This is a genomic window from Sphingomonas japonica (assembly GCF_006346325.1).
Classification (GTDB): Bacteria; Pseudomonadota; Alphaproteobacteria; order Sphingomonadales; family Sphingomonadaceae; genus Sphingomonas; species Sphingomonas japonica.
In genome coordinates this window covers 105,309-121,465 of the sequence record NZ_VDYR01000002.1, presented here as the reverse complement: position 1 = coordinate 121,465, position 16,157 = coordinate 105,309, and the positions used below count along the sequence as shown (strand labels likewise).

General features: G+C 67.4%; 16 protein-coding genes. 9 read left to right on the top strand and 7 right to left on the bottom strand.

The features are described from left to right. Positions 1-20: 20 nt before the first annotated feature. From FHY50_RS12655 to fsa, 3 genes are all read right to left on the bottom strand, one after another. Positions 21-911 (bottom strand): tyrosine recombinase XerC, encoded by an 891-nt coding sequence (locus FHY50_RS12655; protein WP_180345153.1) that lies wholly within the window; start codon positions 909-911, stop codon positions 21-23. 74 nt (positions 912-985) lie between these two features. Next, positions 986-1,933 carry a GGDEF domain-containing protein gene (locus FHY50_RS12650; RefSeq protein WP_140231287.1) on the bottom strand — a complete coding sequence of 316 codons (948 nt, stop codon included), beginning with the start codon at positions 1,931-1,933 and terminating at the stop codon, positions 986-988. Between the two features lie 167 nt (positions 1,934-2,100). Further along, positions 2,101-2,754: a fructose-6-phosphate aldolase gene (gene fsa / locus FHY50_RS12645; RefSeq protein ID WP_140231286.1), complete on the bottom strand. Its 654-nt coding sequence runs from the start codon at positions 2,752-2,754 to the stop codon at positions 2,101-2,103. A gap of 111 nt (positions 2,755-2,865) precedes the next feature. Here fsa and FHY50_RS12640 point away from each other — a divergent pair, with 111 nt between their 5' ends. The 3 genes from FHY50_RS12640 to FHY50_RS12630 are packed head-to-tail and all read left to right on the top strand — an operon-like array spanning position 2,866 to position 7,327. Beyond that, positions 2,866-3,540, top strand: a complete 675-nt coding sequence (locus tag FHY50_RS12640; protein WP_140231285.1) for a DUF2490 domain-containing protein — start codon at positions 2,866-2,868, stop codon at positions 3,538-3,540. Between the two features lie 31 nt (positions 3,541-3,571). After that, the gene (locus tag FHY50_RS12635) at positions 3,572-5,752 is read left to right on the top strand and encodes a primosomal protein N' (protein ID WP_140231284.1); all 2,181 of its coding nucleotides are present in this window, start codon (positions 3,572-3,574) and stop codon (positions 5,750-5,752) included. Between the two features lie 60 nt (positions 5,753-5,812). Then, positions 5,813-7,327 (top strand): S1C family serine protease, encoded by a 1,515-nt coding sequence (locus FHY50_RS12630; RefSeq protein ID WP_140231283.1) that lies wholly within the window; start codon positions 5,813-5,815, stop codon positions 7,325-7,327. On the opposite strand, the gene FHY50_RS12625 is transcribed toward FHY50_RS12630, so the two are convergent. Genes FHY50_RS12625 through FHY50_RS12615 form a run of 3 tightly spaced genes read right to left on the bottom strand, consistent with a single transcriptional unit; the run spans position 7,328 to position 9,820 of the window. Further along, positions 7,328-7,798 carry a DUF1203 domain-containing protein gene (locus FHY50_RS12625; protein ID WP_140231282.1) on the bottom strand — a complete coding sequence of 157 codons (471 nt, stop codon included), beginning with the start codon at positions 7,796-7,798 and terminating at the stop codon, positions 7,328-7,330. Beyond that, positions 7,795-8,832 carry a bifunctional DNA-binding transcriptional regulator/O6-methylguanine-DNA methyltransferase Ada gene (ada, locus tag FHY50_RS12620; protein WP_140231281.1) on the bottom strand — a complete coding sequence of 346 codons (1,038 nt, stop codon included), beginning with the start codon at positions 8,830-8,832 and terminating at the stop codon, positions 7,795-7,797. Before ada ends, FHY50_RS12625 begins: the two co-directional genes overlap by 4 nt. A 49-nt stretch (positions 8,833-8,881) precedes the next feature. After that, on the bottom strand, positions 8,882-9,820 hold the full coding sequence (locus tag FHY50_RS12615) for a hypothetical protein (RefSeq protein WP_140231280.1): 939 nt from the start codon (positions 9,818-9,820) through the stop codon (positions 8,882-8,884). Between the two features lie 196 nt (positions 9,821-10,016). Here FHY50_RS12615 and FHY50_RS12610 point away from each other — a divergent pair, with 196 nt between their 5' ends. From FHY50_RS12610 to FHY50_RS12585, 6 genes are all read left to right on the top strand, one after another. Beyond that, entirely contained in the window at positions 10,017-10,601 is a 585-nt protein-coding gene (locus FHY50_RS12610) for a F0F1 ATP synthase subunit delta (protein ID WP_244935370.1), read from the top strand. 11 nt (positions 10,602-10,612) lie between these two features. After that, entirely contained in the window at positions 10,613-12,142 is a 1,530-nt protein-coding gene (atpA, locus tag FHY50_RS12605) for a F0F1 ATP synthase subunit alpha (RefSeq protein ID WP_140231279.1), read from the top strand. 138 nt (positions 12,143-12,280) lie between these two features. Then, positions 12,281-13,171 carry a F0F1 ATP synthase subunit gamma gene (locus FHY50_RS12600; protein ID WP_140231278.1) on the top strand — a complete coding sequence of 297 codons (891 nt, stop codon included), beginning with the start codon at positions 12,281-12,283 and terminating at the stop codon, positions 13,169-13,171. Beyond that, complete coding sequence (locus FHY50_RS12595; RefSeq protein WP_140231277.1) at positions 13,171-13,761, top strand: hypothetical protein; 591 nt, start codon at positions 13,171-13,173, stop codon at positions 13,759-13,761. Before FHY50_RS12600 ends, FHY50_RS12595 begins: the two co-directional genes overlap by 1 nt. 4 nt (positions 13,762-13,765) lie before the next feature. Further along, entirely contained in the window at positions 13,766-15,241 is a 1,476-nt protein-coding gene (atpD, locus tag FHY50_RS12590; protein ID WP_140231276.1) for a F0F1 ATP synthase subunit beta, read from the top strand. A gap of 47 nt (positions 15,242-15,288) precedes the next feature. Beyond that, a complete protein-coding gene (locus tag FHY50_RS12585; RefSeq protein WP_140231275.1) occupies positions 15,289-15,540 on the top strand; it encodes an ATP synthase F1 subunit epsilon in 252 nt (83 codons plus the stop codon). Between the two features lie 55 nt (positions 15,541-15,595). Here FHY50_RS12585 and phaR read toward each other — a convergent pair whose 3' ends face one another. Beyond that, on the bottom strand, positions 15,596-16,150 hold the full coding sequence (gene phaR, locus FHY50_RS12580; protein WP_140231274.1) for a polyhydroxyalkanoate synthesis repressor PhaR: 555 nt from the start codon (positions 16,148-16,150) through the stop codon (positions 15,596-15,598). Positions 16,151-16,157: the final 7 nt, after the last annotated feature.

Here is a 16,157-nt window from a genome sequence, read left to right as displayed (position 1 = left end):
GCAGTGCGACGAACGCAAAATCAGGCCCGCGGATGCGCGCTGCGGTACACGTCCATCAGATGCGCGGCATCGACCGCGGTATAGACCTGCGTCGAACTCAGGCTGGCATGCCCGAGCAGCTCCTGCAGCGCGCGCAGGTCGGCCCCGCGCCCCAGAAGATGCGTCGCGAAACTGTGGCGTAGCGCATGCGGCGTCGTCCGGTCGGACAGTCCCAGCTGCACCCGCGCCGCACGTACCGACCGCCGGATCACCCCGGGCGACAACGGCCCGCCCTTCGCCCCCCGAAACAGCGGCGCATTGCGCGCGGTGCCATAGGGCGACTGCGCGACATAGGCCTCGATGGCGCTGCGCACCTGCGGCAGCAGCGGCACGATCCGGGTCTTGGCGCGCTTGCCGGTGACGCGCAGCGTATCGCCCAGCGGCAGGACCGCTCCCGTCAGCCCCAGCGCCTCGCCAATGCGCAGTCCCGCGCCGTACAGCAGCAACAGCACCGCCCAGTCGCGCGCGCCGATCCACGGCTCGCGCGCGCCGTCCTCGACTTCCTCCGCCAACGCGACCGCTTCGGCTGGCGCGATCGGCCGGGGCAACCCCTTCTTGACGCGCGGCCCGCGGATGCGCGGCGGTGCTGCATCGGGGCCACCTGCAAAGGCGAGGAACGCCCTGACCGCGGAAAGCTCACGCGCCGCCGAGGCATTGCCCAGGCCTTCGCCGCGCCGCTTGGCAAGGAAGGCACGCAGGTCGGCCGGCGTGACGCGTCCAAGCGCCGCCGCATCCACCGCCCCGCCCCAATGCGCCTGGAGGAAAGCGATCAACCGCGCTGCCGTCGCCTGATATGCCCGCACCGTGTGCACCGACCGCCGCCGATCGCGGGCAAGGTGCGCGGCAAAGGACAGGGGCAGTGGATCGGTCACCGATCGGCATTAGCGCATCTGCCGCAGCGCGTCGCGTCCGGCAGCGATCCCCGATGCTCGCCGCCGCAACCGCCTCAGCCGATCGCGTGGTTGCCCCCTTGAGCGGCGGCGGCAAGCATATTGGCGCGTGCCCTGACCAAAGCAGTGGTGGGCGTTTCGTTCTGGCTGACGACCACGCCCGCCGACGCGGTCACGGTACCGATCCACGCCCCGTTCCCGCGCAGCTTGAGGCGGCGGGCGCTGAGCGCGGTCAGCGCGTCTTCCACCAGCAGCCGTGCGGCCGCTGTCGCAAGGTCCGCCGCCACGATGATGAATTCGTTTCCGGTCCAGCGGATCAATTCCTCTTTCGCGAAGACCTGCCGCAACGTCGCTGCGAAGGCGTTGATCACGTTCCCGCCGACATCGTGCCCAAAGCGCTTGTTGATCCCGGCGAGATCGTCGAGGCTGAACATCATCAGCACATAGGGGCGACCATGCTCGGCCAGCGCGTCGAACACCCGCTGGGCGCCGCGCTGGTTCAACGCCTGCGTCAGTTCGTCGCGATCGACGTCGGTGGATTGGCCCGGAGCGCCCACCGCCGTTCGCAACATGCGCAGTTCGTCGCGCAATTCCGCCAGATCGCGCTCCGCATCGGACAGGCGCGCCACCAGATCCTTCGTCCTGTCGATCTCGGCCCCGGGCTGCTGCACGATCGCACCGACGTCGCGGCCCAGAGCTTCGGTCAGGTCATGGGCATCGGACGTGAGCGTGCCCAGTTCCTCCGCCTGACGTGCCACGGTTCGTTCGCGATGATCGAGGACATTGCCACGCCGTTCGGACAGGAAACGCTCGATCAGGCTGTGAACCGCGCCCGACGCCAACCGCAACCCGCCATAGGTTTTCTCGTTCACCTCGTGCGCCATCTCGGACCCGGGGTTCATCACATAATCCAGCGCAAAGGCGTAGTTGTCCGCCGATGGCTCCAGCTTGTGAAGTTCGAGAAAATCGAGCGCCGCGCGCGCTTGCTGGAATAAGGCCATCATGGCGGGGGTCGCTCGCTGCTTTCAAGCTGTGGGGGTAACGACCAGTTCGCGACAATCGTTTGGGTCGATTGCATGGTAGCGTACGAACGCAATCCAACAATAGCCTAAATCATTGAATTGGAGGAAAAGCGGGGATCGTTTCGGTCTGAGCGAAGCTCCTCTGCGCCTTACCCGATGGTCTGCCCGGTCTTCGCCCAATCGGCCATGAACCCCTCGATGCCCTTGTCGGTCAGCGGATGCTTGACGAGCTGGCGGATCACCGATGGCGGTGCGGTCATCACGTCGGCACCCAACCGCGCGCTTTCCAGGACATGGATCGGATGCCGCACGCTGGCGACCAGAATCTCGGTGTCGAACGCGTAATTGTCATAGATCAGGCGGATGTCGCCGATCAGCGCCATGCCGTCGAACCCGTTGTCGTCGTGCCGACCGACGAACGGCGACACGAACGTTGCCCCGGCCTTGGCGGCAAGCAGCGCCTGGTTGGCGGAAAAGCACAAGGTCACGTTGACCATCGTGCCGTCGTCGGTCAGCGCCTTGCAGGTCTTCAATCCGTCGATCGTCAACGGCACCTTGACCGCGACATTGTCGGCGATCTTGCGCAGCACTTCGGCCTCACGCATCATGCCCGCATGGTCGAGCGCGACGACCTCGGCCGACACCGGACCCGGCACGATCCCGCAGATTTCCTCGACCACTTCGAGGAACTTGCGCCCCGATTTGTGGATCAGCGACGGGTTGGTGGTGACGCCGTCGAGTAGCCCGGCGTCGGCAAGATCGCGGATGTCGGCGGTATCGGCGGTGTCGGCGAAGAACTTCATGGCGCGGGCCTCATTTCACTTTGTGACAATCGGGTGACGGCCTGCTAGGCGCGCGTCGCGACCGCCTCTACCGCGTCATGTGGCAAGCGTACAGCCGTGCCAAGAGATGCCATGCCGATCCGCCATTTCCTGATCCCCGCCGCAGCACTCGGCTGCATCGCGCCCGCCAGCGCGCAGGAGCAGGATGCGAAATTGTGGCTGACCGGGGTGGCGATCGTCCCGCTGGAGAAGCGGCTGAGCCTCGACATCGAATCGACCGTGCGCTTCAGCGATGCCGATGGCGGATTGTACGAGACGATCCAGTCGCTGTGGGTCACCCGCACGCTCGACAGCGGGGCGCGGCTTCAGATCGGCTACCAGCGCAACGACAGCGCACGCCGCGATCCCGGCACGATCGAGAATCGCCTGCGCCAGCAGGTGGCGGTCGATCTGGCGAAGATCGCCGGCGGCACGCTCACAGGCCAGCTCCGCTTCGAACAGCGGTTTCGCAACGACGGCGACGATGTGCATTTCCGACTTCGCCCGCAAATCGCTTATGCGCGGCCATTTACCCCGGGTGGCCCGACCTCGTGGGCGCTTCGTCACGAGAGCTTTTTCGGCGGCAAGGCCGACTGGAACAACCAGAGCGGGTTGTTCCGGATCCGCAACCATGCCTCGATCCGGCACAAGCTGAATGGCGCGCTGCAGGTCGAGGCCGGCTATCTCAACGCCGTCGAGTTCGGCCGCAATGGCGCGCGCGATGCGATGGACCATGTCGCGGTGGTCGCGCTTACCTACGCACCCTAGCGGGGTTCCGCTTTCGCCCCCGACACGCGATATGCAGGCCATGCCATCGTCCCGCGCCCGCGTCATCGTCATGAATTCCGCGCTCGGCCCGCTCGACTACCGGGTGCCGCACGGGATTGAAGCCGCGCCGGGATCGATCGTCGTCGCCCCGCTCGGCCCGCGGCAATTGCTGGGGGTCGTCTGGGAAGCCGATCGCCTCGCGACCGAGGAAGTCGGCGACAACCGCCTGCGCAACCTGCTCGGCGTGGTGGACGCGCCACCGATCCCGGAATCGCTGCGCCGCCTGATCGAATGGACCGCCGACTATTATCTCGCCCCGCTGGCCAGCGTGCTGCGTATGGCGCTCGCCTCTACTTCCGCGCTCGAGGGCGCCAGGACCGTCACCGAGTACCGCGCGTCCGGCACGGCGCCGGGCAGGATGACGCCGCAGCGCGAACAGGCGCTGGAACGGATCGGCGATCGTCAGGGCCTGATCCGCGAACTCGCTACGACCGCCGACGTCTCCGACGCGGTGATCCGCGGGCTGGTCAAGGCGGGCGCGCTCGAAGGGATCGAGGTCGATATCGACCATCCCTATCCGCGGCCCGACCCGAACCACGCCCCGCCCGAGCTGTCCGACATCCAGTCCGACGTCGCCAGCATCTTGCGCCAATCCGTCGGCGCAGCGCAGTTTCAGCCGTTCCTGCTCGACGGCGTCACCGGATCGGGCAAGACCGAAGTCTATTTCGAGGCGGTCGCCGCCGCGATCCGCGCGGGCCGCCAGACGCTGGTGCTGCTCCCCGAAATCGCGCTGACCGAACCGTTCCTCAAGCGTTTCCACGCGCGCTTCGGCTGCGAGCCGGTGGCGTGGCATTCGGGCCTGCGCCAGTCGCAGCGCCGCCGCGCGTGGCGCGCGATCGCCAGCGGCGAGGCGCTGGTCACGGTCGGCGCGCGCTCCGCGCTGTTCTTGCCCTACCCCAATCTCGGGCTGATCGTCGTCGACGAAGCGCACGAGACCAGCTTCAAGCAGGAGGACGGCGTCCACTATCATGCCCGCGACGTCGCGGTGATGCGCGGCAAGTTCGAGGAATGCCCGGTGGTGCTCGCCACCGCCACGCCGGCGATCGAAACCCGGCACCAGGTCGAACTCGGCCGCTACGAGGAACTCAAGCTTCCCGCCCGCTTCGGCGAGGCGCAGATGCCGTCGATCGCGGCGATCGACCTGCTCGCCCAGCCCCCCGAACGCGGCCGCTGGATCGCGCCGCCGCTCGTCACCGCGATCGACGCGACGCTCGAGCGCGGTGAACAGGCGCTGCTGTTTCTCAACCGCCGCGGCTATGCTCCGCTGACCCTGTGCCGCCATTGCGGGCATCGCTTCCAATGCCCCAACTGCACCGCATGGATGGTCGAGCACCGGCTGATCAGCCGCCTCGCCTGCCACCATTGCGGGCACATGATCCCGTCCCCGCGCGCTTGCCCCGAATGCGGCGAGGAGGAGAGCCTGGTCGCGTGCGGCCCGGGAGTCGAGCGCATCGCCGATGAGGTCGCGCTGCTATGGCCGCAGGCGCGCACCGCCATCGTCACGTCGGACACGATCTGGTCACCCGCCAAGGCCGCCGAGTTCGTCGGCCGCATGGAAGCGGGCGAGATCGACATCGTCGTCGGCACGCAGCTGGTGACCAAGGGCTATCATTTCCCCAACCTCACCCTGGTCGGCGTGGTCGATGCCGACCTGGGTCTCGCAGGCGGCGACCTGCGCGCGGCCGAGCGGACCTTCCAGCAGATCATGCAGGTGTCGGGTCGCGCGGGGCGCGGCGACAAGCCCGGCCATGTCTATCTCCAGACCACCGCCCCCGACGCCAGCGTCATGCAGGCGCTGATCTCGGGCGATGCCGAGGGCTTTTATGCCGCCGAGACCGAAGCGCGCCGCGATGCCGCCGCGCCTCCCTTCGGCCGCTATGCGGCGATCGTCGTGTCGTCGGAGGACAAGGCCGCAGCCGACGACACCGCCCGCGCGCTGGCCCGCTGTGTCCCCGATATCGACGCGATGCACGTCTACGGCCCCGCCCCCGCCCCGCTGGCGATGCTGCGCGGCCGCCACCGCTTTCGCCTGCTTGTCCACGCGCGCCGCGCGCTCGATGTCCAGGACGTGATCCGCGACTGGTTGAACCGGGTCGAATGGCCGGCAAGGGTGCGCGTGATCGTGGATGTCGATCCGTATAATTTCCTGTGAATGCTTGCGCCATTTCGCGATTTCCCCGAAACGCGATCTGCTGAACTCGGGGGCGCTTGAATGATCCGTTGGCTCGGACTGCTGCTGGCGTGTCTGACGCTAGCCACACCGGCGCGCGCCGATGATATTTCCGCCGCCGGGCGCGGCGTCGTGCGGATCGTCACGATTGCGGTGGTCGATGACGAAGTCGTCGGCTTCGGGCACGGGTCGGGCTTTGCGATCGCCCCCAACCGCATCGTCACCAATGCGCATGTCGTCGAACTCGCGGCGCGCTATCCCGGCAACGTCCTGATCGGCGTGGTGCCATCCGAAGGCGACAAGAGCTACCAGGGCAGCCTGATCGCGGTGGATGTCGATCGCGATCTCGCGCTGGTCGAGTTCACCGGCGTGCGGCTGCCGCCGCTCACCCTGTTCAACGGCGTGCTGACCGATGGCGACCCGGTGATCGCGCTCGGCTATCCCGGCAATGTCGATATCGCCACTGCGCAGTCGGCCGCGGATTTCATTACCCCCTTGTCGCCGGTGCGCTCGTCGGGGCTATTCTCGGGCGCGCGTAACCTGGTCGGCACGGCGGTGCTCCTCCATTCGGCCAACATCGCGCGCGGCAATTCCGGCGGCCCGTTGCTCGATCCGTGCGGGCGCGTGGTCGGGGTCAATTCGGCGATCACCCGCGGAGACGACGGCGACGGCACCTTTGCGTTCGCCATCGCCAATGCCGAGCTCGCCGCCTTCCTGCGCGGCGCGTCGCAGGAAGCGCAGGTCGTCGCTGCGCCCTGCACCAGCATTCAGGAGCGGCTCGAACAGGATCGCGACGCCGAAGCCGCCGCCAGGGCCGAAGCGGCATTGCGCGAGCGCGAGGCCGCGACCGATGCGCGCATCGCCCGCGAACGTGCGATCGCGGCGGCGCGCGCCGACAACGAAACCACGCGCGAGAATGTCATGGCGCTTGCCGCACTGCTGCTCGTGCTCGGCGCGCTTGGGCTGGGCGGCGGCGGGCTGCTGGCATCGCGCGGGCAGAAGCGCGCCGCGATCTGGGCCGCGTCGATCGGCGGCGTGCTGATGGTCGCCGCCGTCGCCGCCTTCTTCCTGCGCCCAGACTTTGATGCGGATGCCGCGGTCGAGGCCGGGGCCGACACGGCCGGAAAGACCACCGCCGACCGCACCGCGGCGCTTGGCCCGCTGGTCTGCACGCTGCTCCCCGACCGCAGCCGGGTGACGGTGTCGTCGGCCGCGCCGGTGCGGATCGAGTGGGGCGCCGACGGCTGCGTCAACGGCCGCACCCAATATGCCGAGGACACCGGCGGCTGGGAACGCATCCTGGTGCCGGAAGAGGAGCAGACGGTGTCGGTGCTCGAGTTCGATCCAGCGACGCTGACCTATTCGAACACCCGCTATCTCCTCTCGGCCGCGGCGATGACGCGCGCCCGCGAACTGCGCAGCGGTGTCCAGCTCAAGGCGTGCTCGGGCGAATCGGCGCCGCGCGCCAACCTCGCCACCCAGCAATCGGCGATCCGCAACGCGCTGCCGTCGCTGCCCAACGAAAAGCTGGTCTATCGCTGTCGCAAGGCGGGGTAGTCAGCGGCGATCGACGCGCGCAGCGAAGCAGCCGCGTCGGGCATTGTGGACGTGGATGTAGGCAACCTCCGGCGCGTTGAAGAGCCGGGCGATCTCGTCCTGCAAACCGCTGCCTTCCAGCACTTCGGCGTCGATCATCATGTCCGATCGGCCGAACGCGCGTACCGACAGCAGCCGGATCGCCAGCTGCTCTGGAACCGTGTCGGTGAACGTCGCCGCGCGCTGCGCTCCCTCGCGCACGAAGATGGCATGGCGCGAGCGATAGGGATTGGCGACGGCAAGATGCTCGTGGTTGAGCAGCAACACCGCTTCTCCCGGTTCGGCATCCTCCAGCGTCACGCGGCACGGGAATCCGGGTTTGGCATCGGCGCGCATCCGCACGACCTGACGCTCGGCGAGCGCCGCGTCGCTCAGTCCGTAGAGCGGCGCGAACGGCGCGGGATCGAGCCCGGCGATGACGAACCCGGTCACTGCGCTCCCTCGCGTTTGCGCAGCGCCACCTTGCGGTCGAGGCCATAGGCATAGCCGCCCAGCGAGCCGTCGCTGCGCAGCGCACGGTGGCAGGGGATCACCACCGCCACCTGGTTGGCGCCGCATGCCGTCCCGGTCGCACGCACCGCGCCGGAATTGCCGGCAGCCGCAGCGAGCTGCGCGTAGCTCAGGCTTTCCCCCGGCGGGATCGCGCGCAATGCTTGCCACACCGCTTCCTGGAATGCGGTGCCCTGCACGTCGAGCGGCAGGTCATGGTCGCGCCCCGGCGTCTCGACCTCGGCCACCACGCGCGCTGCCAGTCCCGCCAGCACCGCGCCGCCCCGAATGATCTCCGCTGCGGGGAAGCGCAGCGCGAGCGCCGCCTCGTCCTCGTCGAACGCGACCCGGCACAGCCCCTTGTCGGTCGCCGCGATCAGCAATGGGCCCAGGCTGGTCTCGGCGCGCGTCCAGCGGATCGTCACGCCCGCGCCGCCGCGCTTCCACGCCGATGGCGTCATGCCCAACCGGTCTGCGGCGGTCTCGTAAAAGCGGCTCGGCGCGGAATAGCCGGCTTCGTAGATCGCTTCGGTAACGCTGCCGTCCCCCTGCAGCGCCTCCGCGGCGCGGCGGGCGCGCAAGCTGCGCGCATATGCCGCGGGCGTCACTCCGGTCGCGCGTTTGAACAGGCGGTGGAAATGATGCGGCGCATAGCCGACCTGCCCGGCAAGCTGCTCCAGCCCGATCGCCTCCTCCGCCGCCTCGATCGCCGCGACCGCCTGGGCCACCGCGACGCGGTCGCGGCCGACCGCGTCGGGCTTGCAGCGCAGGCACGCGCGAAACCCCGCCGCGCGCGCCTCGTCCGCGTCACGATAGAACACGACATGTTCGCGCAAGGGGCGCCGCGCGGGGCAGCTCGGCTTGCAGTAGATGCCGGTGGTGGTGACCGCACCGATCACGCGCCCGTCATAGGCGCGGTCGCGGGCTTCGAACGCCGCCCAGGCGACCGCGTCGGTGATGTGAAAGCGGGTGTTCATGCCTCCGATATAGCGGCGATGCCCGCCTGCGGCATCCTGCCGCTTGCGTTCAAAGTGCGGCGCGTTGCGCCAGGTCGGCGCGCATCGCCATGGTCGCGGCTATCCGGTCGAGCGCCTCGCGGATGTCGCCGGCGCGCGGCTCGATCGCCTGCGCGCGGCGATAGGCCGCTTCCGCCGCCGCCAGGTCGCCCGCCGCTTCCGCGCACAGCGCCAGGTTGAACGCGGTCGAGGGGTGGCCGGGCATTGCCGCCTCGATCGCGCGGAACTCGCCGCATGCGCCCGGCAGGTCGCGCTGCGTGAGGCGGATCGCCTGCTTGAACCGTTCGCCCTCACTCTTGCCCATGCCCTTGCGCCCTTCGCGAAAGCGCACGTTGACCTGCGATTCGCGCGGCACCAGATCGGCGTGGATCTGCGCAGCGATCGTCTCGATCATCGCCGACACCAACTGCTCGGTAGGCGCGGGCCGGTCATCGCCGGGGCACCAGCTCGACTCGCGGCGCTGCGGCTTGGCCTCGGAATAGAGTACGCGCCCTTCCTCGCCGGTCGCCACGCGGACGTCGGCGCGCACGTCGATGATCCGGCGCCGACAATCGAGCTCGACATCCTCGCGCTTGGCGCACTTGCCGTCCTGCTCGTCGATGCAGCGGTTGCGCGTCAGCTTGACGCGGCCCTCGTCGACGCCGGTGGTGACGACCCCTTCGAGGATGACGTCGGCGCTGTCGGCACCGCGCCGGCCGGCGAGCAGATCGAAATAGGGCTGCCCGTTGGCGCCAGGCTGCGCCAGCAGGCGTTCGAGCGCGAGCGACAGCTGCATTCCGTCGGTGCCCCCGATCCGATCGATCGCGATCGAGTGCGTCATCGCCACCTCGCGCGCGGGCGCCGGAGCGCCGGCGGTGACCGCCGCGCTTTCGGCATGCGCAAACCCTCCAGTGCACAGCAGCGCCGCCGCGATCGTAACCGACCACGGCTTGACAGCCTTCCCGATCATTCGCCTTCCCCCCTTCGATCGAATCCCCGCAGCGAGGATAAAGCGCCCGCCCCGCCGCCTGCAAGACCGAAGCGCGCTCGGCTTGCGCGATGCGTGCACCGATGCTAGCAGCCCGCCAACCCATCGGGGACGCCATGCGTGCGCCCCCCTTTTCGTATGGGGCCAATATTTGTGCCCGAATGAGGAATTCGATCGCGTGGAGACATCCGGCGGTACTTTGAGCGGCAATCCCGCAACCGGCGGGATCCAGGCGAGCCTGAGCGGCCGCTATGCGACGGCGTTGTTCGATCTGGCGCGCGACGCCCGCTCGATCGAGGCGGTCGAGGCGAGCCTCGGCACCGTGCGCGAGGCGCTTGCCGAATCGGACGATTTTGCCCGGCTGACCAGCAGCCCGCTCGTCGCGCGTGGCGATGCGGTAAAGGCGGTCGACGCGGTCGCACAGGCGCTGTCGCTCGATCCGACGACCCGCAAATTTCTCGGCGTGCTCGCACAGAATCGCCGCTTGCGCGACCTGCCTGCGATCATCCGCTCGTACCGCGAGCTGGCGGCGCGCCATCGCGGTGAGATGACTGCAGAGGTCGTCTCGGCGCATCCGCTCAGCGACGATCAGATCGCCGAGCTTCGCCAGGCGCTGCGCCAGCGCGTCGGCCGCGACGTCGCGGTCGATCTCTCGGTCGATCGCTCGCTGCTCGGCGGGCTGGTCGTCAAGATCGGCAGCCAGCGCATCGACAGCTCGATCAAGACCCGTTTGAACACCCTCGCCCACGCGATGAAAGGCTGAAGGCTAGAATCATGGATATCCGCGCCGCAGAAATTTCCAAGGTCATCAAGGACCAGATCGCCAATTTCGGCACCGAGGCCGAAGTCAGCGAAACCGGCCAGGTGCTGAGCGTCGGCGACGGCATCGCGCGCATCCACGGCCTCGACAACGTCCAGGCGGGCGAGATGGTCGAGTTCTCCAACGGCGTGCAGGGCATGGCGCTCAACCTCGAAGCCGACAATGTCGGCGTCGTGATCTTCGGCAGTGATTCGCAGATCAAGGAAGGCGATGTCGTCAAGCGCACCGGCACGATCGTCGATGTGCCCGTCGGCCGCGGGCTGCTCGGCCGCGTCGTCGATGGCCTCGGCAACCCGATCGACGGCAAGGGCCCGATCGCCTCCGACCAGCGCAGCCGCGTCGAGGTCAAGGCACCCGGCATCATTCCGCGCCAGTCGGTCAGCGAGCCGATGCAGTCTGGCCTCAAGGCGATCGACGCGCTCGTCCCCGTCGGCCGCGGCCAGCGCGAGCTGATCATCGGCGATCGCCAGACCGGCAAGTCCGCCGTCGCGATCGACACCTTCATCAACCAGAAGGCCGCGCATCAGGGCGACGACGAGAGCAAGAAGCTCTACTGCGTCTATGTCGCGGTCGGCCAGAAGCGCTCGACGGTCGCACAGCTGGTCAAGACGCTCGAAGAAAACGGCGCGATGGAATATTCGATCGTGGTCGCCGCGACCGCGTCGGAGCCCGCACCGCTCCAGTTCCTCGCGCCCTATACCGGCGCCGCGATGGGCGAGTATTTCCGTGACAACGGCATGCATGCGCTGATCGTGTTCGACGATCTGTCGAAGCAGGCCGTGGCATACCGCCAAATGTCGCTGCTGCTGCGCCGTCCTCCCGGCCGCGAAGCCTATCCCGGCGACGTCTTCTATCTCCATAGCCGCCTGCTTGAGCGTGCGGCCAAGATGTCGGACGCGATGGGCGGCGGTTCGCTGACTGCGCTGCCGATCATCGAGACGCAGGCGGGCGACGTTTCGGCATACATTCCGACCAACGTGATCTCGATCACCGACGGCCAGATCTTCCTCGAGACCGATCTGTTCTTCGCGGGCATCCGCCCGGCGATCAACGTCGGCCTGTCGGTGTCGCGCGTCGGCTCGGCCGCGCAGACCAAGGCGATGAAGAAGGTCGCGGGCTCGATCAAGCTGGAGCTGGCGCAGTATCGCGAAATGGCGGCGTTCGCGCAGTTCGGATCGGACCTCGACGCCTCGACGCAGAAACTGCTCAACCGTGGCGCGCGGCTGACCGAATTGCTCAAGCAGGCTCAGTTCAGCCCGATGCCGTTCGAGGAGCAGGTCGTGTCGATCTTTGCCGGCACGCAAGGCTATCTCGATGCGGTCGCGGCAAGCGACGTCGTGCGCTACGAACAGGCGATGCTCGCCGACATGCGATCGAACCACGCCGACGTGCTGGCCGCGATCCGCGACAGCAAGGACCTGAAGGACGACGTGCGCGATCGCCTGAAGGACGCGCTGGCGGCGTTCGCGAAGACGTTTGCGTAAGGCTGCGGGCTGACAACACACGGTCGTCACCCTGAACTTGTTTCGGGGTCCACCGTGCAACCGTCCCCGCCGTTGCTTGGGGATGGGTGGATGCTGAAACAAGTTCAGCATGATGGCTAGGGACATGGTGAAACAGGAATGGCCTCTCTCAAGGCGCTGAAAATCCGGATCGGGTCGGTCAAGTCGACCCAGAAGATCACCAAGGCGATGAAGATGGTCGCCGCCGCGAAGCTGCGACGCGCGCAGGAGGCGGCGGAGGCCGGGCGTCCCTATGCCCAGCGGCTCGAGGCGGTGATGGCGCGGCTGGCGTCGCGCGTGGTGCTGAGCGATCAGTCGTCGAAGCTAATCGCCGGTACCGGTCGCGATCAGGTCCACCTGTTCGTCGTCGCGACGTCCGACAAGGGGCTGGCGGGCGCGTTCAACACCAACATCGCGCGCCTCGCCCGCCGCCGTGCGCAGGAACTGATCGCGCAGGGCAAGACGGTCAAATTCTACACCATCGGCCGCAAGGGCCGCGCGGTGCTCGCGCGCCTGTATCGCGACCAGATGCTGCATTCGGTCGAGCCGGGCGATCTCGGCAAATTGAAGTTCGACGATGCGCGCGGCTATGCCGACGATCTCGTCGCCCGCTACGAGGCGGGTGAATTCGATGTCGCGCACCTGTTCTACGCGTCGTTCAAGACGGTCCTGACGCAGGAGCCGACCGAGCAGCAGTTGATCCCGGTCGCGGTGCCGAAGGTCGAGCCCGGCGCGCTGGCTGCGGCCAATGACGGCGCCGTCGTCACCTACGAACCCGACGAGGAGACGATCCTCGCCGACCTGCTGCCGCGCAACATCGCCGTCCAGCTCTACCGCGCGATGCGGGAGAATGCGGCGTCGGAGCAGGGGTCGAAGATGACCGCGATGGACAATGCCACGCGCAACGCCGGCGATCTGATCAACCGCCTGACGATCGAATATAACCGCACCCGCCAGGCTGCGATCACCACCGAACTGGTCGAAATCATCTCGGGAGCCGAGGCGCTCTGATGCGGTTCGGCATCGCCCTGCCACTGCTTTGCCTTGCGCTTGCGGCCTGCGGTTCGCCGGAACCGACGGTGATCGAGAACGAGGCCGATCGCGCTGCGGCGGTCGCCGACCTCAAGGGTTGGGACCGATTGTTCGGCGTGCCCGAGGAAGCGGTCGGCCACGCCAACCAGTTCGGCTTTCGCGCCGGCGACTATGCGCAGGACGGCAGTAGCTGGCTGACCACCGGCAGCCCGGTGACCGTATCGCAATCCGACGCGACCATGCCCAACACCGCCACGTTCGAAGGTGCGGGCATATCGGCGAACGCGCTCGACCGCATCGTCTTTACGCTGGCGATCACCGATCCCGCCAATGCCGACACCGCCAAGACGCGCTTTGCCGACATCGTCCGGCAATTCCTGTCGCAATATGCGATCAAGGACGGCGGCGCGCTCGACGCGATCGCTGCCGAGGAGAGCGCCGACGGCGTGATCGACGCCGTTCCGGTCAGCATCGCGGTCGCCCCCGGCGACGGCGAGAACCGTACCATCACCGTGACATTCACCCGCCCGGCCGCTAGCACGCCGGGCAACCCGCAAGCCCAAGGATAGACGCATGGCAACCGCCGCAGACACCCTCGCCCCGCCGCAGGCGACCACCAACAATGTCGGACGCATCAGCCAGGTGATCGGCGCCGTCGTCGACGTGACGTTCGACGACGCGCTGCCCGCGATCCTCTCGGCGCTCGAAACCGACAATAACGGCAACCGCCTGGTGCTCGAAGTCGCGCAGCATCTCGGCGAGAACACGGTCCGCACGATCGCGATGGACGCGACCGAGGGTCTGACCCGCGGCCAGCGTGTCACCGACACCGGATCGCAGATCCGCGTCCCCGTCGGCCCCAAGACGCTGGGCCGCATCCTCAACGTCATCGGCGAGCCGATCGACGAGCGCGGTCCGGTCGGCCACGCCGACACGATGCCGATTCACGCGCCGGCGCCGTTGTTCGTCGACCAGTCGACCGAGAGCGCGATCCTCGTCACCGGCATCAAGGTGATCGACCTGCTCGCGCCGTACGCAAAGGGCGGCAAGATCGGGCTGTTCGGGGGCGCCGGCGTCGGCAAGACCGTGCTGATCCAGGAACTGATCAACAACATCGCCAAGGGCCATGGCGGCACGTCGGTATTTGCCGGCGTCGGCGAGCGTACGCGTGAGGGCAACGACCTCTATCACGAATTCCTCGACGCAGGCGTCATCGCCAAGGACGCCGACGGAAATCCGGTCAGCGAGGGATCCAAGGTCGCGCTGGTCTATGGCCAGATGAACGAGCCTCCCGGCGCGCGCGCGCGTGTCGCGCTGTCGGGCCTGACGATCGCCGAATATTTCCGCGACGTCGAAGGCCAGGACGTGCTGTTCTTCGTCGACAACATCTTCCGCTTTACCCAGGCGGGTTCGGAAGTGTCGGCACTGCTCGGCCGCATTCCCTCGGCGGTGGGCTATCAGCCGACGCTGTCGACCGACATGGGCGCGCTGCAGGAGCGCATCACCTCGACCAACAAGGGGTCGATCACCTCGGTCCAGGCGATCTACGTGCCTGCCGACGATCTTACCGATCCGGCCCCGGCGACGTCGTTCGCGCATCTCGACGCAACCACCGTGCTCAACCGAGCGATTTCGGAACTCGGCATCTATCCGGCGGTCGATCCGCTCGATTCGACCAGCCGCGTGCTCGAACCGCGCATCGTCGGGCAGGAACATTACGATACCGCCCGCGCAGTCCAGTCGATCCTTCAGAAGTACAAGTCGCTGCAGGACATCATCGCCATTCTCGGCATGGACGAGCTGTCGGAAGAGGATAAGCTGACGGTCGCGCGCGCGCGCAAGATCCAGCGCTTCCTCAGCCAGCCCTTCCACGTCGCCGAGGTCTTCACCGGCATTTCGGGTAAGTTCGTCGCGCTCGAGGATACGGTCAAGTCGTTCAAGGCAGTCGTCGACGGCGAGTATGATCATCTTCCCGAAAGCGCCTTCTACATGGTCGGCGGCATCGAGGAAGCGGTCGCCAAGGCCAAGAAGATGGCCGACGAGGCGTAATTTTTCGCAGCCCCTCTCCTGGTGGGGAGGAGTTGAAGGATTGAACCATGCTGCATTTCGAACTCGTCACGCCTGAAAAGCTCGTCCGCTCCGAGGACGTCCACATGGTCGTCGTCCCCGGCACGGAGGGCGATTTCGGCGTTCTCGAAGGGCATGCCCCGCTGATGTCGATGATCCGCGACGGCGCGATCGCGGTACACCGCACCGAAAAGGGCGAGCCCGAACTGATTCGGGTCGAAGGCGGCTTTGCCGAGGTCAACGCCCGCGGACTGACGGTCCTGGCCGAACACGCGGAGTAAGCCGCGCGGTCCGGGCTGCTCGCTCGACCGTTCGCGACTGGTAGCTGGCGGCTCGCTACTGCCCCAGCTTCTCGACCTTGTCCTGCAGCTTGGCGAGTTCGGCGCGCAGCGCGGCGATTTCGTCATCCTTGCTCGCGGCGGGCACGTCGCCTGCCGCCCCGGCCATGCCCGGTGCCTTGAACGCAGAGGTTGCCGCGTCGAACATCGCCATGTTGCGCTTGGCGATCTCCGCGAACGGCGAATGCGCGAATGCGCCTTCGACCGCGGTCTTGAATTGTTCCTGATTGCGCCGGAAACTGTCCATCGACGCCTCGAGATAACCCGGCACCATCGCCTGCATCGAATCGCCGTAGAGGGCGATCAATTGGCGCAGGAAACTGACCGGAAGCAGCGTCTGGCCGCGCGCTTCCTCTTCCATGATGATCTGAGTCAGCACATTGTGGGTGATGTCGTCGTCGCTGCGCGCATCGACGACCTTGAAATCGCGGCCTTCGCGCGTCATCGCGGCGAGATGGTCGAGCGTTATGTAGGACGAGGTCTCGGTATTATAGAGTCGGCGATTCGCGTATTTCTTGATGATGACCGGACCGTCGTTCGGCGTCTTCTTCATGGCGACC